Below are 23,723 nucleotides of genomic sequence, written 5' to 3'. Positions count from 1 at the left end.
GCCCAGCGAATATGTTAACATAAAAAGATACAAGCTTGATTCCCGTAACAGCATATATAAAGGAGTGTGTAGATGTGAAACCGATTGATCGCATCTTAACGAAAGCACAGGCGGGCGGACGAATCGATGTGGAAGAATGCATCACCCTGTTCGAGTCTGATCAAATAGAAAAGATCGGGGATACGGCTAACCGGATTATGCAAAAGTGGCATCCCGAGCCGATTACGACTTTTGTCATTGGACGTAATATTAACTATACCAATATTTGCGATGTATACTGCAGATTTTGCGCATTTTACCGGGCACCGGGTTCCGCTGAAGGCTATGTGCTTCCGGATGAAACCATTTTCCAGAAAATTCAAGAGACACTTGATGTGAACGGTACAGAGATCCTTATGCAGGGCGGGACGAACCCGAACTTGCCATTCAGCTATTACACGAACTTGCTGCGCGAGATTAAAAAGCGTTTTAACATTACGATGCACTCGTTCTCCCCAGCTGAGATTATGAAAATGAAGGATGTATCCGACGGACTGTCCTTGGAAGAAGTTGTTCGTCAGCTGCATGAAGCAGGGCTGGATTCCTTGCCAGGCGGCGGCGCTGAGATTCTCGATGACCGTACAAGACGCAAAATCAGCAGGCTGAAAGGCTCTTGGCGCGATTGGATGGACGTGATGCAAACGGCGCATAAGATCGGTATGCATACGACCGGTACGATGGTTATCGGTTTTGGCGAGTCTTTGGAAGAGCGCGCGCTTCATATGCTTCGCATCCGCGATGCGCAGGACGATGTCATCCTGCAGAAGCTGAACACGCCGGGCTTCCTGGCCTTTATTCCATGGACGTTCCAACCGGACAATACGAACATGAAGGCTGAGAAGGTTACGCCTGAAGAATATTTGAAGACGCTGGCAATCAGCCGCATCATGCTGGACAACGTGCCGAACTTCCAGTCCTCCTGGGTAACGATGGGACCTGAGGTCGGCAAGCTGACGCTTAGCTACGGCTGCAACGATTTCGGCAGCACGATGATCGAAGAGAACGTCGTCTCCGCCGCGGGCACGACGCACAAGGTCAACATTGGCTCGACGCTGGACATTATCCGCCAGGCGGGCAAAATTCCAGCGCAGCGGAATACGAAGTACGAAATCCTGCGTGTGTTTGACGATGAGAATGTCAAGGTTGATAAGGATTTTGTGATGCAGAATTAAGGCATTGTTTTAGCTGACTACAACGCTTGTCTATAACTAATCCAATTGGATGGATTACTATGGATAAGCGTTCTTTGTCGTCTGATAGAGATAAAGCCAACGAACGGAAAAACATCATAATTTTCATCAACAATCCTTTCACGTCGTATTCTTTATCATAATGATTGCAGTGTGTATATTTAATTTAGTTTTAGAATTGTCTTTTTGGAAAATCAAATTAGCACAATCTTATCTAAGAGTTGTAAGGGGGGAACAATGAAACGATGGTAGATAAGGACAAGGATTTGTTTCAAGAGTTTTTAAAGATTGCGGGTAACCTGAATAACGAACTTGACATTGTTCCTGTTCTTTATGGCTCTCTAGGTTTGCAAATGAAATCAGGTATTGATTTCGAACCGGAGGATATTGACGTTCTTGTTCCATTGAAATTTCTTAATGAAAAATGGAGTAACCTGCGAGAAGTCGTTGAAAGAATGGGATATACTTTTGTGGATTTACGAGAACACGAGTTTCATAAAAGTGGAATCAAACTTGCATTCACTTTTATGGAAGATTTAGCTGATTTTGCTGGTGTGGATTATAGAACACTTGAAACAATGGAAATGAGCGGAGTCAAGTATCACATATTACAGGTAGATGATTTTTTAAAGGTTTATACAAGAAGTTTGAGCGATAGCTATAGAAGGACAAAAAATAACAATAAAGATGCAAACAAAATACATATAATTGAAGAGATGCTTAATCAATAAAGAGTAATTCTACCATAAATAATGTGCTCTGATACTTTAAAAGATCAGCTACACTTATAAAAGGAGTTGTAACAAATGATTGAATTCGAGCGTATTCACCATGTCAGTTTAGCTGTAAGAGATTTAAGTAAAGCCAGGACGTTTTATTCCGAGCTTCTTCAATTCAAAGAAATTGAGCGGCCGCCTTTCAACTCCAAAGGGATCTGGTATGCAGTAGGCACGCAACAGCTGCATTTGCTTGAGCACCCTATGGGACAGGCTTTGCGCGAGAGTGGGATCGACTCGGTTGACGGCCATTTTGCAATTTGGGTAAAAAGCTTCAAAGATACGATTCAATGGCTGGAGCAAGCCGGCATTGAGTACGAAGCCAGACCGAAAAGTGTTGCCGGTTTTGCTCAGATCTATATTCTTGATGTTGACCATAACATTATTGAATTCGATGCAGCTTATGACTCTTAACTTTTGATTCCAAAAAAGGAAATGAAAGCGGAATGAAAATAATTAAGGTTATTTTCATGTTATTTTCATGAAACTCCATTTTGAAAGGAGTATAGTAGAGGTAGTTCACAAGACCGACAAAATTTCGAAGGAGTGATTATTGTGAAACTACTAAAAAACTTTTTTAAAGGATTCTTATTCGCTTTTATTTCCATCGGCGCACTTCCATTTTTGATTGTCAAAAGCTTTCTTGAGATGCAGTGAGGTTTCTGACGGAGAGGTCGTTTATATATAACATCACTTTCGAGCGGATGTTAAAGGGAGGAGCTATGATGCTGCTCCTTTTTTGTTTTGATCTGCTTGCTGCGAGTAAAGCGGAATTCCCGCTCTACAGATTACATGCACGCATTTGCGCCGCAGTTCGCCGAGCTCCCGCCTCCTGCCCCGCCCACACCGCACCATCACGCCGTCTCAAGGCGCAAAACGGCGTATGCCGAAGCAAATGGCAAATTGTTCGTTGTATATCTCTTTCCAATCGACCATATACTCTTAAGAGAAATAGGTGCAGTTGGAAAGGAGAGAGCGCATGGAATGGTTTGATATCATTGTGATGAATGCTCAAGAGACATATGTGAGTTCGCTAAGTTCTCTTATTGAGAATGAGCTGCGTTTATTACATAATGGTCAAGAGGTTGTGGCGGTTCGCATCGAGTGGAGCGAGAAGTCTGCCCATATTCGTGGAGAAAGATTTGCGATAGATCATGGAGCGGCGGTTGAGCGGAAAAAAGTGATGGAGAAGCTGGCCGAGGTGCTCGCAGACCATATCATTGCGGTCAGAGAACCTGGGCTCCTTCGCCAACTGATCGTCAAAGAGTTTAAATACGAAACGAAAGAAGATATCGAACTGATCGAAGGGTATTGCAAGCAGTTTTTATTCGGAGAGAATGGCTCGGGGGATGCAGGGGCGCCTATAAGCTCTGAAGCAAGCAGGCAACGTAGAAAACAGTTGCTGGTTCAGCGGTTGTCGCAGTATTTTGAGGAGCACCAGAGGGTCTTTAATTTAGACGGTTTCCTGAAGTTCCGCCTCCAAGATTACTTGGATGAGTTGCGGGAAGTTGTGGAGTATGCCGTTGATGAATATATGATGGATCGGCAATATCAGGAATTCATCTCTTTGCTGCAATATTTTGTCTATATTCAAGAGGCCAAAATTCCGGCGGCGCATTTGATCCATAAAGGCGGTCACGAATTTGTGATTTTGAACGACAAATTGGAGCCGATTGATGCCAATGAATTTGATGCTACTTTTAAGCTGGAAGTGCTGGAGAAGGACATTAACTTCGAAGACATGATCGTAAGCACGCTGATCACGGTGTCTCCTGCCAACATTTATATTCACACAAGGGATCCGGAAATGACGGTAATTAAAACGATTAGGCAAATTTTCGAGGACCGGACGACGGTTTGCGCCTATTGCCGAACTTGCCATTCATACCTTGGGGAAGCGAAGAAGCAGGATCAGCTCTCTCCTTGACCCCTTGACCTCCCCTTGCCAGATCATTATAATAATGAACAAAGGCGTTAAGAGCAAAGACATGAACTTTTTGGAAGAGCTGTTCAGAGAGAGGAGACAAGGCTGCAATCTCCTTCTGCGACACAGGAAGTTTACCCCTTTGTAGCCGTGTTGTGGAACTTGGCCGAGAGACAGGCTGACAGTATACAGCACCGGAATCATTCCCGTTATCGAATGCTGATGAGGATTTGCGACTTTTCGCTAATCGAACTAGGGTGGAACCACGAGCTGAGCGCACTCGTCCCTTTTGGGATGCAGTGTGCTTTTTTGCGTTCAATAAAACCAACAAGGCTCAAGTTAGAATGAGGAGGAAATTCAAAGATGGTTGTACAAGTTAAACTGCCAGATGGCGCAATTCGGGAGTATGCGGTTGGAACGACAATCGAACAAGTTGCCGAGTCCATTTCGTCCGGCCTGAAGAAAAATGCGGTTGGCGGTAAAGTGAACGGCAAATCCGTAGATCTTTCCTTTGCTTTGGAGCAGGATGCGGATGTAGAGATTTTGACGCTGGACAGTGAAGCAGGTCTGGAAATGTATCGTCATAGTACAGCTCACCTGATGGCTCAAGCGATCAAACGCATCTACGGTGAAAAAGCAGTTAAGCTCGGCATCGGACCGGTGATCGAGGATGGATTCTACTATGATATTGATTTGGAAAAACCGATTACTCCGGAAGATCTCCTTAAAATCGAAAAGGAAATGGAGCGAATCGTTCAAGAGAATCTCTCCATTACGCGTCGCGTCGTATCCCGTGAAGAGGCGATCCGTATTTTCACCGAGCTCGGAGACCCGTACAAGCTGGAGCTAATCCGCGACCTACCTGAAGATGCGGTGCTGACGATCTATGATCAAGGCGAATTCTTTGATCTTTGCCGCGGACCGCACTTGCCGTCCACAGGACGTATCAAGGCGTTCAAACTGCTTAGCGTAGCAGGCGCTTACTGGCGCGGCGACGCGAAGAACAAGATGCTGCAGCGTATCTATGGAACAGCGTTCCCGAAGAAAGCGCAGTTGGACGAGCACTTGCATTTGCTGGAAGAAGCGAAAAAACGCGATCATCGCAAGCTGGGCAAAGAGTTGAAAATGTTCACCTTCGCCAAAGAAGTCGGTCAAGGCTTGCCGCTGTGGTTGCCGAACGGTGCGAGATTACGCCGCACGATGGAGCGGTATATTGTTGACCTGGAAGAGCGTCTAGGCTACCAGCACGTATATACACCAGTACTTGGTAACGTGGAACTGTACAAAATTTCCGGTCACTGGGAGCACTATCAAGAGGACATGTTCCCAAAAATGGACTTGGAGCACGAGGAACTTGTTCTTCGTCCAATGAACTGCCCGCATCATATGATGGTCTACAAGAGTGATATGCGTTCTTATCGGGATCTGCCGATCCGTGTGGCCGAGCTGGGTACCATGCACCGCTATGAAATGTCCGGAGCTTTGACAGGCTTGCACCGTGTGCGGGCGATGACGCTGAATGACGCGCATATTTTCTGCCGTTTGGACCAAATCAAGGATGAATTCGCGCGCGTTGTGAATTTGATTCGCCAGGTGTATGCAGATTTCGGTATCACAGACTACCGTTTCCGTCTTTCTTACCGTGACCCTAAAGATACTGAGAAATATTTCCAGGATGATAAAATGTGGGAAACGTCCCAGCGTATGCTGCGTGAAGTTGTTGAGGAGCTAGGCTTGCCGTTCTACGAAGCGGAGGGCGAAGCTGCTTTCTACGGACCGAAGCTTGATGTGCAAATCAAAACCGCGCTGAAAAAGGAAGAGACACTGTCCACAGCGCAAATCGATTTCTTGCTGCCTGAGCGCTTCGAACTTGAATATGTTGGCGACGATGGTCAGAAACATCGCCCAGTCGTTATTCACCGCGGTATCATCAGTACGATGGAGCGTATGACAGCCTTCCTGCTTGAGAACTATGCCGGTGCGCTGCCAACATGGCTCATGCCGGTTCAAGCAAAAGTGATCCCGGTTTCGCCGGCGTTCGAGGCGTTCTCGAATGAAGTGACAGAGAAGCTGCAAGAAGCTGGTATCCGTGTGGAAGCCGACAACCGTAACGAAAAGCTTGGTTACAAAATCCGTGAAGCGCAGCTGGAGAAAATTCCTTACATGCTCGTCGTCGGCGAGAATGAAATGAACAACGGCAGCTTGTCTGTTCGGAAACGCGGCCAAGGGGATCTGGGGTCGCAGCCTATCGGAGAAGTAATTGAAATGATTACTACGGAAATTCGCAATAAAAAATAGTAAATACACAGTAATTCCGCATTGAAGCAGAGGAGCTTGAGCTCCTCTGCTTTTTTTGATTCCTCGACATGCATAAATCAACAAATGTAGGAAACCTTATACAGTGGGTCTGCATCCAGAGTATGTTTGCAGAAGGAATTGGACAACCTGCTATAGTAGGGGGAGGTATCAAAAAAATGTTTACCGAATTGTTTAGCCAGTCCAAATGGTTCAGTTTGTTGATGGTTGTGAACGTTTTGCTCGCGTTTTTCGGACAAGATGAAGCTAAAGTCAAAGTGACGGAGCCTCAGCAGCAGGCGCAAGCGGAGGTTGCCGCGGATTGGCAGCATGCTGGCAGTGAATCGGCTGGAAGTAAGGTGCTTAGCAATGGAAAGGCGGAGTCCGTCACCTATATAGATTCATTAGCGCAAAACGAAACTCTATCTGCCATGGAGGCGGAATCCGAAGCGATGCCGGTTATCCAGGAGCGTGTTCGTCAAATCAGCTATCGCTATATTCCGAAACTGAATTCGGACTTATCCAAGCTGAAAGCCGTAGAAGTTGTCGCTACGGGCTATTCCGCAGGGGAGGAATCCACAGGCAAAACCCCAGGCCATCCGGAATACGGTATTACCTATTCTGGCGTTAAAGTGAAGCGTGATGACAAAGCATTATCTACGATTGCTGCAGACCCAACCGTTTTCCCGCTTGGAACCGTACTGTTCATTCCCGGTTATGGCTATGGTGTCGTTGCAGACACGGGCAGTGCCATCAAAGGCAAGAAAATTGATCTGTATTTCGACACGAAGGATCAGGTTTACAAGGAATGGGGCAAAAAGACGGTTACAGTGTTTATTGTGAAAAAAGGCACAGGCAAAGTGACGGAGGTCATCTGGAACCAGCTCAAGGACGAAATAATTTCACCGACCCAAGCGCTGTGATCGCCGAAAAGTTTCGTCATAACTTCTCTAAAAAGGGACACAATATTTTTAGGGGAGGTGATTGATCATGGCAAAGAACAAAAACAACAAACAACAAGCGCAAGACGTAGAATTTGCTGCGGAAACATCTGTACCTAACAAAAAGCAGCCGCAAAACCAGAATAAATAAGCATCACCAAAAGCACATAGCAGACAAGAAGAGGTCCCTTGGGGCTTCTTCTTTTTGTTCTTTTCATCTCCTGCTTTTTTCGATATAATGTAACAAAATATAACATGGGTTTATCTGGGAAGGGGCATGTTGGAATGAGTGGGGGTAAAAAACAAAGCGGTATCGTTTACGTCATTCTTGTAATCGGATTAGTTGTCAGTTTATTTGCGGTGATGAAGCCTTCATGGCATCTAGAAGCAGTTGTCCCGATTGTTTTTGTGTGCGCTGGCTTGTGCTTCTGGCTGTATACCCGGTGGCAGTCAGGTCGGAGCGCCGATCTTCATGGCTTGCGTCAGCAGGAGCAGATTCAATCATTCGTTCAGGAGTCGCAGGTCGTTGCCGACAGGCTGGCTGCTGCGGTGGAGGAGGTTAACCGTTCCATCGATCAGCTAACGGCAATCGCCGATGCCTCGATCCAAGGCGAAGAAGAGCTGAAAACACGCAGCAATCAAGCCGTAGAGCAGCTGCAGGAAGCTTTTGCTGCGATTCAGCAAGTTGCGGCGGCGGCGGAGCAGATCATGGATTCCTCCTTGCATATGCATGAGGAGAGCGAACAGACCAAGGACACGGTCATCGATGTGAGCCGTTCCTTGAACACGACCGATGCGGTCATGAATGAATTGCATATGAATTCGGACACGATGCAATCCAAGATTCAGAATTTGACGGATCATACCTCAAAGATTGAAGAAATCAACACATTCATTACGGAAGTGGTATCACAGACATCTCTGCTGGCGCTGAATGCTTCGATTGAAGCGGCGAGGGCGGGCGAGCATGGCCGAGGCTTCTCGGTGGTCGCGCAGGAGATTAAGAAACTGGCAGCGCAGAGCCATGAAGCCGTCACTCGTTCGTCAGAAATTTTGGACGCTATCGAAGTTGGGGTATCTCAGGTCGTCGCTGCGGTCGAGCAGGAGAAAGCATCCGTCGCACACGGCATCGCGGAAATGAAAGTGATGAAGGAGAAGATGGATACCATTTATAACCTGATCCTTCATGTGAACCAACTCGTTGCCAGCACGACGGACTCCACGAAGCAGCAATCTTCTTTTGTAAAAGGGACGACCCTCACCCTCGGACAAGTGGTAGATCTTATGAACGAGACGATGGGCAGCGTGGAGCGGACGCTCGGCCAGATGAAGAAGCAGCGCAAAGAAGTGCTGATGCTGCAGAATACGAACCGCAACCTCGATCGTTCTTCGACTGAACTCATTCAAGCCATTCAAGCGATCGACATTCATAAGCAAGCTGCAGCTACAGTGAATCTTAATACGGAAGAAATGAAGATGATGCTAAGCGCCCTGGTGCTCAAACCTGACATCACATCGTTGGACGAGCAGTTACATACCGTTAGTTTGAGTGCGGTTCTGCAACGGACGGAGGGGATTGAGGCGATTTGGTCTAATCGTGCGGATGGCACGTTTATATTCTCCTTGCCGGAAGCGGGACTTGTGAATGCCAAGGGGCGCGAATGGTGGAAGCGTGCGATGAATGGCGAACTGTTTGTTTCGCCGGAGTATGTGTCAGCTATCACGAAGAAGCCTTGTATCACCTTATCGAAAGCGGTAATAGATGACACGGGAGCTCCGATTGGTGTTGTAGGCATCGATTTAATCCTAAAATAATGGTTCTCAAATCGTTTATTATGGTGTAAAATAAAGTGACTGTAATGAATGCTTACATGGGGAGATAGGTGAGTTATCATGTTGAATATTTTGCGATCGGAGGAAGGACCTCTAGGCCGACCAAGACGTGCGGCGGAAGTGTTTCCGTTCCTGGAAGCCTACATTGCCCGGAAAGAGCAGCAAGCCTCCGAAATTGAGCAAGTCGTTGAGCGCTACGAAATGAAGAGAATGAAAGAAGAGCGCGCTTATCAATCAATGTCCGCATTGCGTCGCATGTTCTCTGGTAAGAAACCTGACCACCATCTGGCGGTTGAATATATTCATTATGTAAAGAAGCCGATGGAGCAAGTGAAGAAGCTCCGAGCCGAAATTGAGCGGGCACGCAAAATTATGAATGAATCGAAGCCGAACGATGTGATTTCCATCCCTGAAGAGATAGAGCAAGATCTAACATAATAAAAAGGTTGAGCGGAACTGGCGTTCCGCTCAACCTTTTTTTTGTATCCATGAATCCCGCTTTGCTTACTTGCCGCCCTTGAGCTGCCCGATGTCGATAAACCCTTCTTCCTGGCTGTACGCCGGAACTCCGTGAATCCCGACATCCAGTCCAACCATCTCTTCGTCTCTGCTCACGCGCAGCGGCGTTATCCGGTTGATGACTTTCAGCGCGCCCCAAGTCAGGACAAAGCCCCAAATACCAATGATCGCAAGGCCCAGCGCCTGCACGCCCAGCAGTTCGAAGCCGCCGCCGTACAACAAGCCGGCGGTTCCTTCTTTGATGGCATTCGGCTGCGCGCACAAGCCGACGGCCAGGGTGCCGATGCTGCCGCTTACGCCATGCACAGGGAATGCGCCGACAGGGTCATCGATGCCTCGGGCCTCGAGGAGCTCCGTCGCATAGACCATGGCGATGCCGCAGATGGCACCGATCAAGATGGCAGCCACGTCGCTGACGAAGGCGCAGCCTGCGGTGATGCCGACGAGGCCGGCGAGCGCGCCGTTGATGACCATCGGCGGGTCTGCCTTGCGATAACGCATCATGGTGAACAGGATGCACGTTGCACTTCCGGCGGCAGCAGCCAGCATCGTCGTGACGGCGATATGGCCGATGGAGCTGTTCGTCGCGCTCAGCGTGCTGCCGGAATTAAAGCCGAACCAGCCGAACCAGAGGATGAATGCGCCTACGGAGGCCAGCGGCAGATTGGATGGCGGTACGATATTGGCGGAGCCGTTCGCGGAGAACTTGCCGATCCGCGGGCCGATGATCGTTGCGGCGGCGAGGGCGGAGAAGCCCCCGAGCGCGTGGATGACGGCAGAGCCGGCGAAGTCGACCATGCCGAGCTTGCCCAGCCAGCCGTTCACGGCCCAGACCCAGTGGCCGGCGATCGGATAGATCAAACTTGTCATGGCGATGGTATATAGAATATAGGCGCGAAAGTTAACACGCTCTGCGACCGCGCCTGATACGATTGAAATTACGGCAATAACGAAGGCGCATTGAAACAGCCAATACGTCTCATGCGAGATGGAGAGCTGAATGTGTGTTAAGTCTCCTCCCATGAAGAAGCCTGAGGTGCCGATGAAGCCTCCTGCATCCCGGCCATACATCAGGCCGAATCCGACGAAGTAGAATATAAGTGCGCCGAATGCGATATCAACGAATACTTTCATGATGATGCTCACGGCGTTTTTCTGCCGGACGAAGCCAGCTTCCAGTAGGGCGAAGCCGCCTTCCATTAGTAATATCATTGCTGCCGTCAGGACGACCCAGATGGTGTCCAAACCGCTCGTCAGCTGCTGAATTGCATCCATATTCTTCTCTCTCCTTGCAGAATGGGCTGATTACGAGGTTGTTTGCTTCACAATTATACGGTTCTGATGATAATGATGTCAACGAAATGCGTAAGAATACATGACATTTAACGGCGAATGTTCGGATCTCATGTGAGGTATTTTCATCGGCATCCACACAATCGTAAAAAACTCAGTCTAGAGACCGAGGACGCCTTCAATCCCTCGTCTCTTTTCAATCCTGTCCGCATCTTATAGACTAGAAGTATCTTAACCAACATGCACATAAATGGAGGAAGCAAGTATGAACTCGCATATATTCGGGCGCGTGATCTGGGGGCTGGTGCTCGTCGCGGCAGGTGTGTTCTTCCTGCTGGATCAGATGGGATTGATTCATATCGATATTGCCTATTTATTTACTACGTATTGGCCCGCTATCCTCATTGTTTATGGATTGGGCAGTTTTTTCTTTCAGCGCAAGCATCACTGGGGCGGATCCATATGGGGGCTGATCCTGGGTGCAGTAGGCACGATATTTCTATTGAAAAATTTGCAGCTAACCCATTTGTCCATCAGCGAGATGTTTCAATATTTATGGCCGGTGGCGCTCATCCTGTTTGGGCTTGGCGTTATCTTCAGGCCGCGGCGTAATGAAGCGGAATGGGAAGCGAAGCTGCGCGCTAGAGAGGCGAAGCGCGCTTTCAAACGCGAGATGCATAACAAATTCAGCAATCACTGGCAGCATGCAGATTGGAGCGGCTTGGAGCGGAAAGAGCAGAAAACGCCGGCTGAAGATGAGAAGCGCGAGCTTAGCGAAGACGAGAAGGCGGTGCTCAAGGATATTCACGGGGAGTTTGGTGCGGAGAAGCTTCGCGCACCGTGGGACGAACCTGCACAGCCTGCTCAGCCGGAGCCCTCTGCGAAGTTCGAGACACCGCTGCGAAGACCTCATATACGCCATGAGCATAAGCATCATTATCATGACTTTGTTCGGAATTTCGATGGCGGCGATGTCGTGCACCGCCACGGCTTCATTGGCGACGTGCATTTAGGCCAAGACCCTTGGGAGCTGAAGCCTGTCCAAATCTCCCATTTTATCGGCGACTCGGTCATTGATCTGACCAGTGCTGTAATTCCAGTAGGTGAGACACCGATTCAAGTGACGGCATTTATTGGAGATGTCAAAATCTTTATCCCTAACGATATCGATGTGGAAGTTCGCGTCATGGCGAGTTCGTTTATTGGCGATATGAAGGTGTTGGATCGTCGTGAGAGCGGCTTCCTGCGCAGCGTGAGAACGCAAACCTCCCATTATGAGGAAGCGGAACGCAAGCTGGTCGTTACGACAAGCATGTTTATCGGAGATGTCACCATTAAAAGGATAGGTTGAGAAGCCGTATGTATAAATTGCGCGCATTTAATATGAAATGGCAGCTGCTGAATTATTTTCTCATCTCCAGCATTATTAGTGCTTCCAGCTTTTACATCGTGCTCGAATACTTCCAAGAAGCGCTGACTTCATGGGAATTCCGGTTGTGGTTCATTATCGCGGTTATCGCGGTATGTCTTTCAGTCGGATATGTCGCGACCAAAAGATGGCAGCGCAAAGTTGACGAGCTGCATCTGGCGATGCTTGAAATTTCTAAAGGCAACTTCTCCAGCAGGATTGAGATCGAGCCGGTGGAGCCCTTTTTATATCTCTACGATGCTTTCAATACGATGGCTTCAGCCATCGAAGAACGCGTCCAGCTGCTTCAGAAGCTGGGTGAAGCGGAAGCGATCCGCGATCAAGAGCTGACCGAAGTTGCGGTGATGGAGGAAAGGCGCCGACTTGCCCGAGACCTGCACGATACGGTGAGCCAGGAGCTGTTCGCGATTCATATGTCAGCCTCTTCCTTGCCTAAAATTTTGGAAAGAAACCCTGACGCTGCCGCGGGCATGATGAATCAGCTTATTCAAATGTCCCATCATGCGCAGAAGCAGATGCGCGGCTTAATTTCGCAGCTAAGACCGATCGAACTGAATGACATGAGCCTGCAAGAAGCTCTGGAGAAATGGTTTCCGGAATACTGCCGAACCCATGAGCTCCAGGGCCAGCTTGATGTTATGGTCGGCGGGGCGATGTCGGAGGCGATCGAGCATCAGTTTTTTCTCATTATCCAGGAAGGGCTCGCCAATGTGGTGAAGCATGCGTCGGCGACGCAAGTGCGGCTGGCGATATATGAGCGGGAGCACCAGTATGTGCTCCAACTGCAGGATGATGGCCAAGGCTTCGAGCGCAGCGACATCCCCTCAGCCTCTCACGGGCTATCGACCATGAGAGAACGGGCGCAGAAGCTAGGCGGTCAAGTAGAAATCGATAGCAAAATAGGGCTGGGAACGCGTGTTCGGGTTAAAATTCCGCGCTTTGCGGAACAGACATTAGCGCCTACGTCGGTTAAGGAGGAAGAATAGGATGAGCACAACGATCAAAGTAATGATTGTCGATGATCATGATATGGTCCGGGTTGGACTGCGGACGTATATTTCTTTGGAGCCAGACATGGAAGTCATCGAGGAAGCGGGTAACGGGAAGGACGCATGTGATCGATTGGAGCAGCTCCGTACATCGAACGCCGCTTTCCCCGATGTGATTTTGATGGATCTGACCATGCCTGTCATGGATGGGATCTCAGCAACGAAGGCGATTAGCGAGAAGTATCCCGAGGTGCGGATCATTATGCTGACCAGCTTTTTGGAAGAAGCCAAAGTGGTGGAGGCTGTCGAATCGGGAGCGATTAGCTATATGCTCAAGACCGTCTCATCCGACCAGCTTATTCATGCGATTCAAAGCGCTTACCGCGGCATGCCTGTGATGAACTCGGAAGTATCGCTGGCCCTCACCAGAGGCATCCGCCAACGCAATGCGGCGCCGGAGGAAGACGGCCTGACAAGCCGCGAGAAGGAAGTGCTGCTTCTCATTGCCGATGGGAAGAGCAATAAAGAGATTTCGGAAGAGCTGTTCATCAGCATCAAAACGGTCAAAACGCATGTCAGCAATTTGTTGATGAAATGTGAGCTGGAGGACCGGACACAGCTAGCCATCTATGCCCATCGCAAAGGTTGGGTTTAAGAACAGGGAATAACCGCACATAAAAACAACAATTTGGCACACTCTATGGGTAAGTACAACATTACGAACGCCTAAGGAGTGTCTGCTATGAAAACACTATCATCATCCATAACGCAGGTGAAGGAGTCTTTTGACAGTGTGCGTGATCACTTGCATGAATTCGAATTCTCCCTGGGCGGCAATTGGGAGTATGACCATGGATATTTTGACAGGGCCTTAGATGATGCTAATAAGGTTTGGCTGCGTATTCCTTTTCAGGTGGTGACGGGAAGGATTGAAGGCGATACCGAGGCGACGGATGCCATTGTCCAGCTGGGGGCTCCGTTTGTCCTGAAGCATCTTTACAATGAAGGGTTAAGTACAGGGGCTGAGGCCGAGACCTACGGTGCATTAGTGGACCAATTCCAATCGCCGGTGGACCCGGATGCGCAGGTGGATGACAAATGGGTCAATCAGGCGTCCGAGGTGCTGAAGCAAGTCGAACAAGCCTGGATTCAATGATAAGGTCACCACGAATGTTCTATTAAAACCGCATAAAAACGCTTTTTTACCTCCATTTTATTGTTTTTTAATATTGATTTAAGGTTGTGGGTGCATGATAGGACTATAGACAGCGTGACCTACTAAAATTTATTAAAATACCCATGCATACAACGTATTCGACAACCGATAATGTGGAGGTAAGAAACATGGACGATAACAAGAAAGATTACAGCGACTTCTACAAGCCGCAGAACAATGATAATAGCGATAAACCATCGCAAGGGCATGAACAGCAAGAGAGACAGTCTTACTACTATTCTTACGGTCCTTACAAATCAGCCTTTCAAGACAATAACCAGCCCGATTCACTCACGACTTCGGCTTCCAGTTCGGAAGGAACGTCGAGTGTAGAAGTGACGCCACCTAAGAACTTGCGTCCGTTCAGCTTCCAATCCGATGGCGGACAACAAGGCCCAAGCGGACCTTGGGATCAGAAAGCGAAGAAGCGCTCCACAGCGAAGAGCATGTTCGCAGCCTTCTTGGCTGGCGCTTTGGTCGTAGGCGGCCTGATGTTCAGCGCAGACAAGATGAACCTTTTCACTGGAGGCAATCAGCCGCTGGGCTCGGGTAGCTCCTCCGCCGCTTCGACCACGACAAAGAGCTCCGGTAGCAACGGTGAAGTCAAGAACGTTGGACTTGATGTGGCCCGCCCGAATAATATTTCGGAAATCGCGCAAAACGCTGGGCCTGCCATCGTGAAGGTCGAATCTCTTGTGAAGACCAAGCAGTCCACGCGCGGCGGCAATTCCTTGTTCGATGATCCGTTCTTCCGTCAATTTTTTGGCGATAACGGCGGTGGCAGTGCAGCCCCGAATCAAGGCCAAGGAGATTCCGGCGACGGAGACTTGCAAGCCGCGGGCATGGGGACTGGATTTATTTTCGAGAAAACCGGTTACATCCTAACGAATGAACACGTGATCGACGGTGCGGACCAAGTTCAAGTTACCGTTCAAGGCACCGATAAACCTTACACAGCTAAAGTGCTGGGCACCAGCTATGATCTGGACTTGGCCGTTCTGAAAATTGAAGGCGATAAAGATTTCCCAATTCTTCCGCTTGGCAAAGCTGAGGATGTGAATGTTGGCGACTGGGTTGTAGCCATTGGTAACCCGTACGGTTTTGATCATACAGTAACGGTTGGTGTACTTAGTGCGAAGGAACGTCCGATCAGCATCCCGGATTCCAAAGGCACTCGCGAATATAAGCACTTGCTGCAAACGGATGCTTCCATTAACCCTGGTAACTCCGGCGGACCGCTGCTCAACTTGAACGGTGAAGTTATCGGTATTAACACAGCAGTAAGCTCGCAAGCTCAAGGTATTGGCTTCGCCATCCCGACAAGCACGATCTCTTCTGTTCTTGAGAACTTGAAGAACAACGTACAAATTCCGAAAGAGCCTGTTCCATATTTGGGTGTAGGGTTGCAGGATATTGGTAAAGATTGGGTTAGTGAATTGAAGCTGTCCAATACAGATGGTGCTTTAGTAGGCAGCGTTCAACGTAAGAGCCCGGCATTCCAAGCAGGTCTGCGTCAATACGACGTGATTGTAGATATCAACGGTGCGAAAGTGAAGAACTCGCAAGAGTTGATCACAAAGGTTCAAGCGGCTAAAGTCGGCGACAAAGTGACGCTGGGTGTTATCCGTGACGGTAAACGCACAGAAATACCTGTAACTGTCGGTGACAAAAACACGCTGACCGAAACGGCGAATAAGTAAGAAGTCGTTCATAAGTGATACAAGGAAGTGGAGTCCCGCAGCCGCAAGCTTGCAGGCTCCGCTTCTTTTTGCTTCAACCCATTTTTTGTTACAATGGTAAAAGAGAGGTGGATGTGAGATGAGAGAACAAATTTTGGTGATAGATGACGATGACAAAATTACTTCCATGCTGAGAAGAGGCTTGGCTTTCGAAGGGTATTCGGTTCATACCGCGGGTAACGGAGCGGAAGGGCTGAAACAGATGATGAGCAGTGACCCTGATCTGCTGATTCTTGATGTGATGATGCCGCAGATCGATGGCTGGGAAGTCGTGCGCCGGGTTCGTGAAAGCGGGAGCGAAGTGCCGATTCTTATGCTGACGGCGAAGGATGAGATTAGCGATCGCGTGAAGGGGTTGGATCTTGGCGCCGACGATTATTTGGTCAAGCCGTTTGCGCTCGAAGAGCTGCTTGCGCGGGTGCGCGTCCTGCTGCGCCGCAAAGCAGAGCGTCCTGAACAGCCGACGAACCGGCTGCATTACGAGGATCTTACGCTTGATTTGGATACGCGTGAAGTGTTTAGAGAGGACAAGTTGGTCGAGCTTACGACCAAAGAGTTTGATTTGCTGCATTTGTTTATGTTAAATCCGAAGCGGGTGCTTTCCCGTGATGTCATTATGGAAAAAATCTGGGGATACGATTACAGTGGAGAGTCCAATGTGCTTGAGGTGTACATCGCTCTGCTGCGTCAGAAGACCGAGGAGCATGGACATAAACGCCTGATCCAAACCGTACGGGGAGCGGGGTATGTGCTGAGAGGAGATTCGTAATCATGTCTCTTCGCCTCCGACTAACGCTTTGGTACTCCGGCATATTGGCGCTGACAATGCTGTTGTTCGGGATTGTTTTGTATTTTCTGTTGAACTATTTTCTTTATGACCAAGTGCGTCAGGAATTGCAAAGAAATGCAGAGGACACTTACTCGCGCGTTCAAAAAAGTATTGCCCTATCGCAAAAAGGGCTTGTCATTGACTTGGAGCTTGTAAGCCGCGACATCTATTCGACGAACACGTTTTTGCAATTATATAATGTTCAGCTTAAAAGCTACAACCGTTCAGCGAATTTGCAAAATTATGATGTGACTTTACCCATCACGAAAGCGACACTAGATAAGCTGCAGCAGACCGACGGCTTTTTCGATAAAACAAAGGTGGTCGGCCAAGATATCCTGATCTACAATCAAGGTATCTATGATACGTCGAGCGCACCCAAGCTTATCGGCATTCTGCAGGCAGCTGTACCGATTGGCAGCTATGAAAGAACTTCTGACATGTTGGGGTATACGCTGATTGTATGGGCGATTCTGACGATCTTCGTCGCGGCTTCGCTAGGCTGGTTCCTGGCGCGTAAAGCGCTCAAGCCGATCGATCAGGTGATCGAAGCTGCCAGCCAAATTGAAAGCGGCGATGACCTGGAGAAGCGCATCTTGTATGAAGGCCCGCAGGATGAAATCGGCAGGCTGACCGACACGATTAACAGCATGCTGTCCCGCATTCAAGTAACCTACACAGAGCTTGACGATGCTTACCGTGCGCAGCGCCGTTTCGTGTCCGACGCATCGCACGAGCTTCGCACACCGCTGACGACGATTCGCGGCAACGTGGATTTGCTCGAGAAGATGTGGAAAATGACATCGGGCAACGCACAATTGGCGACGTCCGATCAAATCCAGATGTCCTTGGAGGCCATGCATGACATAGCCGGAGAAGCCCAGCGGATGAGCCGCTTGGTGAACGACTTGCTCGCGCTGGCGAGAGCGGATGCGGGCGTCGTAATGGAGAAGACGCCGGTGGATATGCTGCCGGTAGTGGAAGAAGTGGTTAGACGCGCGCAATTTTTGGCGCATACGGCAGAATGGCACGTGGGCAGCTTGGATGCCCTGGAGAATGCCGTTGTTACCGGCAATCGGGATTACTTGCAGCAGCTGCTCTTCATTTTTATTGAAAATGCGTTCAAATATACCAAGGAAGGCACGGTATCCATTGAAGCTGAGCGGCAAGAGGGCTTGATCGGCATCCGTATTGCGGATACGGGCATCGGGATGGATAAAGAGGATGTTCCTCATATATTTGATCGCTTCTACCGGGCGGACTTGTCCAGGGGGCAAACGAGTGGAACGGGGTTGGGGCTGTCGATTGCCAAATGGATCATTGACGAGCATGGAGGCGCAGTTGAAGTGAAAACACGCAAAGATGAAGGAAGTACCTTTGTGATTTGGCTGCCAGCTAACTTCCCTCTCCAGGTGTAATCCGTTATAATATAAGAAGACATTTTCAAACATTTTTCACAAATAATTATTTCGGGCAGGTGCAAGAAATGGAAGTTGTTAAAATATCACCAAGAGGTTATTGTTATGGGGTAGTCGACGCTATGGCATTAGCGATGCAAACCGCCAAGAACCTCGATCTGCCTAGACCGATCTATATATTAGGTATGATTGTCCATAACGCGCATGTGACGGACTTTTTCAAAGATGAAGGCGTCATTACGCTCGATGGGGAGAACCGACTCGAAATTTTAGAGCAGGTAGAGAAAGGGACCGTCATCTTTACCGCTCACGGCGTCTCGCCGGAAGTGCGCCGGAGAGCCCGGGACAAAGGGCTGACTGTCGTAGACGCAACGTGTCCGGACGTAACGAAGACACACGACCTCATTCGCGAGAAGGTGGCAGACGGCTACGATGTGATCTACATCGGCAAGAAAGGTCATCCAGAGCCGGAAGGCGCAATCGGTGTCGCACCGGGAAGGGTGCATCTAATTGAGAAGCTCGATGAGGCGGAACGGCTGAATATTCAGGCGGAGCGCATCATTATTACGAACCAGACGACCATGAGCCAGTGGGATATCAAACATATTATGAGCCGCTTATTGGAGCTTTTCCCGAAAGCGGAAATCCACAATGAAATCTGTCTGGCTACGCAAGTCAGACAAGAGGCTGTTGGAGAGCAAGCGAAAGAAGCGGATCTGGTTATTGTTGTCGGAGACCCGAAGAGCAACAACTCGAATCGTCTCGCTCAAGTCTCCGAAGAGATTGCTGGGGTTAAGGCTTACAGAATCGCTGATATTTCGGAACTGAAGCAAGAATGGCTGGCTAACGTCCGCAAGGTCGGTGTGACTTCAGGTGCTTCAACGCCTACGCCGATCACCAAAGAAGTGATCACCTATTTAGAGAATTATGACGTAAAAGATGAAACCAGTTGGGAAATAAAACGTACTATAAATATGAAGAAACTCATTCCGGCTGTTAAGTCCAAAGCTGCGAGCAGTGAGTGACTGCTAAACCATCCCACTCGATAGGAAGAGACCTAAGATGCAAAGCGCACAGAAGGTGAAACCGAGAAAATCCCGCTACGACTGGAACAGCACTAAGCGTTGGTTTAAATATAAATATTTGCAGTTGCAGCGTGCCAAAGGCGGGCCGTCCAAAGTTGCACGAGGCTTCTCGATTGGTTTAGCCGTTGAGATGTTTACCTTACCGACTGCGGGATTCGCATTCGTGCTGATATTCCCGCTTGTGTATTTATTAAGAGCGAATTTACCGGGGGCTTTAATTGGTTTTGTTTTTGGTAAAGTGATCTATATTCCTTTTTCTATTCTCAATAAGCAGGTGGGCGACTGGCTCGTGCCTAAGCATCTCAAGATATATCTGATTCATCACCTGCCGCATATGCTGTCCAATATTATTAGAAGCGGATTAGACTTGATTGTAGGCGGTATGGTTGTCGGCACGGTACTTGGCATTATCGCATACTTCCCAGTCATGTTGCTGCTGAAGTATCATACGAACCGACGTAAAGAGAAACGCAGAATTCGCAAGGCGCAATTGGTTTCATCCGACTCAAATGAATAGTTGAAATAAATTAACGCTTGACGAATCTTCGTCAAGCGTTGTATATTTGCTTTAGTGATTAAAAGCGTAGAAGCTTAAAAGCAAACAAGCGTTGAAGCATGTAAGTACTTATACTTTTTTATATAGGAGCGTGTATACACATGATCGTTATTACATCTAATAAAACCTCGGAAGAGCGCATTCAAGAGATCGTCCAATATATTGAGAAACAAGGTGTGCAGGCACATGTTTCCAAAGGCGAAGATCGCACGGTAATCGGCATCATCGGCCAAGCGGACCCGAAATTGGCTGAGCACCTCCGCCAAATGTCCGGCGTCGAGCAAGTCGTGAAAATTTCGAAGTCTTATAAATTGGCAAGCCGTGATTTCCATCCTTCCGATACAGTCATCAACATCAAGGGCGTGGAGATCGGCGGCGAGCAGCTAGTCGTGATGGGCGGACCTTGCGCAGTGGAATCTCCGGAGCAGATCGATGAGATTGCCCGTCTGGTTAAGGCAGCTGGCGGTCAAGTGCTGCGCGGTGGTGCCTTCAAGCCACGCACAGGCCCATACAGCTTCCAGGGCGTTGGCGTCGAGGGTCTGGTGATGATGGCGGAAGCCGGCAAGAAGCATGGCCTGCTGACCATCACGGAAGTGATGACGCCTGAATACGTCGATGTCTGCGCTGAGTACGCAGATATCCTGCAAGTGGGCACGCGCAACATGCAAAACTTTGATTTGCTGCGCAAGCTCGGCTCGATTCAAACACCGGTCCTGCTCAAGCGCGGATTCAGTGCCACTTACGATGAATTCTTGAATGCAGCGGAGTACATTCTTGCTGGCGGCAACCCGAATGTTATGTTGTGCGAGCGCGGAATCCGAACATTTGAAACATACACGCGCAACACGCTCGATTTGTCAGCTATTCCGGTTCTGAAGCAGTTGAGCCACCTTCCTGTTATCTCTGACCCAAGTCATGGTACAGGACGCCGAGAGCTGGTCGTGCCAATGACCAAAGCTTCCGTAGCGGCAGGAGCCGACGGCCTCATCATCGAAATGCATACAGATCCGGATAACTCCATGACAGGAGATGGCGTACAATCCTTGTTCCCAGAGCAATTCGCAGAACTGCTCGTCGATCTGGAGAAACTGGCGCCACTGCTTGGCAAGAAGTTTGATACGAAGAAAGAAGCGATTCTCGCTTAAACGATTGAGATGCCGGAGACTAGCCTCTTCTAATAAGAAGAGACTGGTCTCTTTTCAATATTTTGGATAATTTTTGAATTGTGTGAGCATAGCTTACACATCGATAAAAAATACCTGACATAAGTATTGACTGTGTTAGCAGAATAGCTATATAATATGTGCAAGATAACAACCAAAAAGATGAACAATAATCATGTTAAGTACGTTGAATGTACGGAAATGGGAGGTAGTTTTAAATGTCAGTTCAAAATGTATTGAGCCTTATCAAGGAAAAAAACATTGAGTGGGTAGATTTTCGCTTCGTAGGTCTTGCTGGTAAAGCCCAACATATTTCTTTGCCTGCGACTGAAGTGGACGAAGAAACTTTCGTGAACGGGGTAGCTTTTGACGGTTCTTCCATCCCAGGCTTCCGTGGAATTGAACAATCTGACATGGTTATGATGCCAGATACAGAAACTGCTTATGTGGATCCTTTTACAGCACATCCAACATTGGTTATCATGAGCAACATCTTTACTCCGGATGGCGAACGTTATGACCGCGATCCTCGCTCCATCGCTCAAAAAGCGGAAGAGTACCTGCAATCAGCTGGCGTTGGTACACAAGCATTCTTCGCACCTGAGTCCGAGTTCTTCATCTTCGACGACGTTCGTTACGAAAATGGCATGAACAAATCCTACTTCGAAGTTGATTCCGAAGAAGCAGGCTGGAACACAGGACGCAAAGAAGAAGGCGGCAACCTTGCTTATAAAGTTCCAGTTAAAGGCGGTTACGTTCCAGTAGCGCCAATCGATTCCCAACAAGACATTCGTTCCGAAATGTGCCGTCTGCTTGCAGAATCTGGCCTTCGCATCGAGCGTCACCATCACGAAGTAGCTACAGCTGGCCAAGCTGAGATCAACTTCCGTTTTGACTCTTTGACAAAAACTGCAGATAACTTGCTTAAATACAAATACATTGTAGCGAACACAGCTAGACAATATGGCAAAGTGGCTACATTCATGCCTAAGCCGCTGTTCGGTGATAATGGTAGCGGTATGCACGTACACATGTCCATCTTCAACGGAGATGAGCCTTTGTTCTACGAAAAAGGCGCTTATGCGAACTTGAGTGAACTGGCTATGAACTACATCGGCGGTATCCTGTATCACGCTCCAGCGTTGATCGCGATCACCAACCCAAGTACAAACTCTTTCAAACGTTTGGTTCCTGGTTATGAAGCTCCAGTTAACCTGGTATTCTCCAAAGGTAACCGTTCCGCAGCTGTTCGTATTCCAATCGCAGCTGTAACACCTAAAGGCTGCCGCATCGAGTTCCGTACACCGGACAGCACAGCGAACCCTTACCTTGCGTTCGCAGCTATGCTGATGGCAGGTCTTGACGGTATCAAAAAGAAAATCGATCCTCGTGCTCTTGGATACGGTCCTTTCGATACAAACATCTACGAGTTGTCCGATGCAGAAAAAGGCGAAATCCGCAGTGTTCCTGGAACATTGGAAGAAGCTTTGGATGCTCTTGCAGCAGATTCCGACTTCTTGCTTGAAGGCGGCGTATTCACGCAAGACTTCATCGACAACTACATCGAATTGAAACGCGGCGAAGCGAAGCAAGTAGCGATTCGTATTCACCCACACGAGTACAACCTATACTTCGACTGCTAATTCTCGGCATTTATCCAAGTTTAATTAGCGAAGCCGTTCTTCCGTGGTTCCACGGGGGAGCGGCTTTTTATTTCCGCTTCGTGTAAGACTAAAGTCGTAGACAATATCAGTTAATAATCATTCCAATTACTGAGGTTCCTTTACATAAAATGCACTATACTAGGAATATAAAGGTAAATAAAAAAAGAAATAGACGCCAAGATGAGGAAGGAAGATCATGATGAATATTGTCATTTTAGCTGGAAGCAACCGCAAAGAAGCGACAAGTACAAGACTTTCTGAGTATATACAAGCGTTGATGGTGCAAAAAGGGAAACAAGTGCAGCTGATTGATCTCTATCAAACGCCTGTGCCCTTCTATTCACCAGATGAGGGTTACCACAACCATCCTGGACTTGCAAACCTGAAGAAATCGATGCTAGAAGCGGATGCAATCGTGTTAGCTACGCCAGAGTATCACAGCAGCATCTCCGGCGTGCTCAAAAATGCGCTCGATCACTTAAGCAAGGACCATTTTGGCGGTAAAGTGGTTCTATCCGTCAGTTCGTCAGGAGGAGCCATTGCAGTGAGTTCGTTAACACAGCTGCAAACGATCGTTAGGAATCTGCACGGCATCAACTGCCCGGAATGGATTTCCATCGGCGGGGATCAGAGAAAATCGTTCTCGACACCTGTCGCCGAAACTATTCAACCGGATGTCGAAAAACGAGTAAAGCATGTGGTTGACGCTTTCCTGCAGCTTGCTGGACAGATGAGCAAAACCAAGGCACACTAAACACAAGTAAATAGCTTAGTAAATAGCTGACACGTGATGGGAGAAGTCGAGGGGGGAATAGCCTCGGCTTC

The 23,723-nt window shown here is 48.5% G+C and carries 21 protein-coding genes; 20 read left to right on the top strand and 1 reads right to left on the bottom strand.

Annotated elements, in window-relative coordinates; all coding sequences use genetic code 11:
* The first annotated feature begins 74 nt into the window (after positions 1–74).
* The 8 genes from mqnC to O9139_RS03005 all read left to right on the top strand — a co-directional run bounded on the left by mqnC (position 75) and on the right by O9139_RS03005 (position 9,436).
* Positions 75–1,211 (top strand): cyclic dehypoxanthinyl futalosine synthase, encoded by a 1,137-nt coding sequence (mqnC, locus tag O9139_RS03040; protein WP_270877977.1) that lies wholly within the window; start codon positions 75–77, stop codon positions 1,209–1,211.
* 263 nt (positions 1,212–1,474) lie between these two features.
* Entirely contained in the window at positions 1,475–1,960 is a 486-nt protein-coding gene (locus tag O9139_RS03035; protein WP_270877976.1) for a hypothetical protein, read from the top strand.
* A 75-nt stretch (positions 1,961–2,035) separates the two neighbouring features.
* Entirely contained in the window at positions 2,036–2,419 is a 384-nt protein-coding gene (locus tag O9139_RS03030; protein ID WP_270877975.1) for a VOC family protein, read from the top strand.
* A gap of 565 nt (positions 2,420–2,984) precedes the next feature.
* The gene (gene ytxC, locus O9139_RS03025) at positions 2,985–3,932 is read left to right on the top strand and encodes a putative sporulation protein YtxC (RefSeq protein ID WP_270877974.1); all 948 of its coding nucleotides are present in this window, start codon (positions 2,985–2,987) and stop codon (positions 3,930–3,932) included.
* Positions 3,933–4,292: 360 nt separating this feature from the next.
* Complete coding sequence (gene thrS, locus O9139_RS03020) at positions 4,293–6,227, top strand: threonine--tRNA ligase (RefSeq protein ID WP_270877973.1); 1,935 nt, start codon at positions 4,293–4,295, stop codon at positions 6,225–6,227.
* Between the two features lie 176 nt (positions 6,228–6,403).
* Complete coding sequence (locus tag O9139_RS03015; protein ID WP_270877972.1) at positions 6,404–7,147, top strand: 3D domain-containing protein; 744 nt, start codon at positions 6,404–6,406, stop codon at positions 7,145–7,147.
* A gap of 303 nt (positions 7,148–7,450) precedes the next feature.
* A complete protein-coding gene (locus tag O9139_RS03010) occupies positions 7,451–8,980 on the top strand; it encodes a methyl-accepting chemotaxis protein (RefSeq protein WP_270877971.1) in 1,530 nt (509 codons plus the stop codon).
* 78 nt (positions 8,981–9,058) lie between these two features.
* The gene (locus tag O9139_RS03005) at positions 9,059–9,436 is read left to right on the top strand and encodes a hypothetical protein (protein WP_270877970.1); all 378 of its coding nucleotides are present in this window, start codon (positions 9,059–9,061) and stop codon (positions 9,434–9,436) included.
* A gap of 66 nt (positions 9,437–9,502) precedes the next feature.
* On the opposite strand, the gene O9139_RS03000 is transcribed toward O9139_RS03005, so the two are convergent.
* Positions 9,503–10,792, bottom strand: coding sequence for an ammonium transporter (locus O9139_RS03000; RefSeq protein WP_270877969.1), 1,290 nt, complete (start codon positions 10,790–10,792; stop codon positions 9,503–9,505).
* Between the two features lie 283 nt (positions 10,793–11,075).
* On the opposite strand from O9139_RS03000, the gene liaF reads away from it, so the two are divergent.
* The 12 genes from liaF to O9139_RS02940 all read left to right on the top strand — a co-directional run bounded on the left by liaF (position 11,076) and on the right by O9139_RS02940 (position 23,652).
* A complete protein-coding gene (gene liaF / locus O9139_RS02995; RefSeq protein ID WP_270877968.1) occupies positions 11,076–12,161 on the top strand; it encodes a cell wall-active antibiotics response protein LiaF in 1,086 nt (361 codons plus the stop codon).
* An 8-nt stretch (positions 12,162–12,169) separates the two neighbouring features.
* A complete protein-coding gene (locus O9139_RS02990; RefSeq protein WP_270877967.1) occupies positions 12,170–13,225 on the top strand; it encodes a HAMP domain-containing sensor histidine kinase in 1,056 nt (351 codons plus the stop codon).
* Position 13,226: 1 nt separating this feature from the next.
* Positions 13,227–13,883, top strand: coding sequence for a response regulator transcription factor (locus O9139_RS02985; RefSeq protein WP_270877966.1), 657 nt, complete (start codon positions 13,227–13,229; stop codon positions 13,881–13,883).
* A gap of 87 nt (positions 13,884–13,970) precedes the next feature.
* A complete protein-coding gene (locus tag O9139_RS02980) occupies positions 13,971–14,384 on the top strand; it encodes a YugN family protein (protein WP_270877965.1) in 414 nt (137 codons plus the stop codon).
* A 188-nt stretch (positions 14,385–14,572) separates the two neighbouring features.
* The gene (locus O9139_RS02975) at positions 14,573–16,144 is read left to right on the top strand and encodes a S1C family serine protease (RefSeq protein ID WP_270877964.1); all 1,572 of its coding nucleotides are present in this window, start codon (positions 14,573–14,575) and stop codon (positions 16,142–16,144) included.
* Between the two features lie 118 nt (positions 16,145–16,262).
* On the top strand, positions 16,263–16,952 hold the full coding sequence (locus tag O9139_RS02970; protein ID WP_270877963.1) for a response regulator transcription factor: 690 nt from the start codon (positions 16,263–16,265) through the stop codon (positions 16,950–16,952).
* A 2-nt stretch (positions 16,953–16,954) separates the two neighbouring features.
* Positions 16,955–18,430 (top strand): sensor histidine kinase, encoded by a 1,476-nt coding sequence (locus O9139_RS02965; protein ID WP_270877962.1) that lies wholly within the window; start codon positions 16,955–16,957, stop codon positions 18,428–18,430.
* A gap of 68 nt (positions 18,431–18,498) precedes the next feature.
* The gene (locus O9139_RS02960; RefSeq protein WP_270877961.1) at positions 18,499–19,455 is read left to right on the top strand and encodes a 4-hydroxy-3-methylbut-2-enyl diphosphate reductase; all 957 of its coding nucleotides are present in this window, start codon (positions 18,499–18,501) and stop codon (positions 19,453–19,455) included.
* Between the two features lie 37 nt (positions 19,456–19,492).
* A complete protein-coding gene (locus O9139_RS02955) occupies positions 19,493–20,032 on the top strand; it encodes a DUF2062 domain-containing protein (protein WP_270877960.1) in 540 nt (179 codons plus the stop codon).
* A 140-nt stretch (positions 20,033–20,172) separates the two neighbouring features.
* The gene (gene aroF, locus O9139_RS02950) at positions 20,173–21,216 is read left to right on the top strand and encodes a 3-deoxy-7-phosphoheptulonate synthase (RefSeq protein WP_270877959.1); all 1,044 of its coding nucleotides are present in this window, start codon (positions 20,173–20,175) and stop codon (positions 21,214–21,216) included.
* A gap of 236 nt (positions 21,217–21,452) precedes the next feature.
* Positions 21,453–22,877 carry a type I glutamate--ammonia ligase gene (glnA, locus tag O9139_RS02945; RefSeq protein ID WP_270877958.1) on the top strand — a complete coding sequence of 475 codons (1,425 nt, stop codon included), beginning with the start codon at positions 21,453–21,455 and terminating at the stop codon, positions 22,875–22,877.
* 217 nt (positions 22,878–23,094) lie between these two features.
* Positions 23,095–23,652: an NADPH-dependent FMN reductase gene (locus tag O9139_RS02940; protein WP_377525084.1), complete on the top strand. Its 558-nt coding sequence runs from the start codon at positions 23,095–23,097 to the stop codon at positions 23,650–23,652.
* Positions 23,653–23,723: the final 71 nt, after the last annotated feature.

This window comes from Paenibacillus aestuarii (genome assembly GCF_027789125.1).
Classification (GTDB): domain Bacteria; phylum Bacillota; class Bacilli; order Paenibacillales; family NBRC-103111; genus Paenibacillus_E; species Paenibacillus_E aestuarii.
Note: the sequence above shows the minus strand (reverse complement) of the source record. Positions and strands in the feature narration are given on the sequence as shown.

Excerpts from the sequence above, each read along its gene's own strand:
- O9139_RS02965 (WP_270877962.1), top strand. The coding sequence starts at position 16,955 with ATGTCTCTTCGCCTCCGACTAACGCTTTGGTACTCCGGCATATTGGCG.
- O9139_RS03015 (WP_270877972.1), top strand. The coding sequence starts at position 6,404 with ATGTTTACCGAATTGTTTAGCCAGTCCAAATGGTTCAGTTTGTTGATG.
- O9139_RS03010 (WP_270877971.1), top strand. The coding sequence starts at position 7,451 with ATGAGTGGGGGTAAAAAACAAAGCGGTATCGTTTACGTCATTCTTGTA.
- O9139_RS03035 (WP_270877976.1), top strand. The coding sequence starts at position 1,475 with ATGGTAGATAAGGACAAGGATTTGTTTCAAGAGTTTTTAAAGATTGCG.
- O9139_RS02970 (WP_270877963.1), top strand. The coding sequence starts at position 16,263 with ATGAGAGAACAAATTTTGGTGATAGATGACGATGACAAAATTACTTCC.
- thrS (WP_270877973.1), top strand. The coding sequence starts at position 4,293 with ATGGTTGTACAAGTTAAACTGCCAGATGGCGCAATTCGGGAGTATGCG.
- O9139_RS03005 (WP_270877970.1), top strand. The coding sequence starts at position 9,059 with ATGTTGAATATTTTGCGATCGGAGGAAGGACCTCTAGGCCGACCAAGA.
- O9139_RS02955 (WP_270877960.1), top strand. The coding sequence starts at position 19,493 with ATGCAAAGCGCACAGAAGGTGAAACCGAGAAAATCCCGCTACGACTGG.
- O9139_RS02990 (WP_270877967.1), top strand. The coding sequence starts at position 12,170 with ATGTATAAATTGCGCGCATTTAATATGAAATGGCAGCTGCTGAATTAT.
- O9139_RS03030 (WP_270877975.1), top strand. The coding sequence starts at position 2,036 with ATGATTGAATTCGAGCGTATTCACCATGTCAGTTTAGCTGTAAGAGAT.
- glnA (WP_270877958.1), top strand. The coding sequence starts at position 21,453 with ATGTCAGTTCAAAATGTATTGAGCCTTATCAAGGAAAAAAACATTGAG.
- liaF (WP_270877968.1), top strand. The coding sequence starts at position 11,076 with ATGAACTCGCATATATTCGGGCGCGTGATCTGGGGGCTGGTGCTCGTC.
- O9139_RS02985 (WP_270877966.1), top strand. The coding sequence starts at position 13,227 with ATGAGCACAACGATCAAAGTAATGATTGTCGATGATCATGATATGGTC.
- aroF (WP_270877959.1), top strand. The coding sequence starts at position 20,173 with ATGATCGTTATTACATCTAATAAAACCTCGGAAGAGCGCATTCAAGAG.
- O9139_RS02980 (WP_270877965.1), top strand. The coding sequence starts at position 13,971 with ATGAAAACACTATCATCATCCATAACGCAGGTGAAGGAGTCTTTTGAC.
- O9139_RS02975 (WP_270877964.1), top strand. The coding sequence starts at position 14,573 with ATGGACGATAACAAGAAAGATTACAGCGACTTCTACAAGCCGCAGAAC.
- O9139_RS03000 (WP_270877969.1), bottom strand. The coding sequence starts at position 10,792 with ATGGATGCAATTCAGCAGCTGACGAGCGGTTTGGACACCATCTGGGTC.
- O9139_RS02940 (WP_377525084.1), top strand. The coding sequence starts at position 23,095 with ATGATGAATATTGTCATTTTAGCTGGAAGCAACCGCAAAGAAGCGACA.
- ytxC (WP_270877974.1), top strand. The coding sequence starts at position 2,985 with ATGGAATGGTTTGATATCATTGTGATGAATGCTCAAGAGACATATGTG.
- O9139_RS02960 (WP_270877961.1), top strand. The coding sequence starts at position 18,499 with ATGGAAGTTGTTAAAATATCACCAAGAGGTTATTGTTATGGGGTAGTC.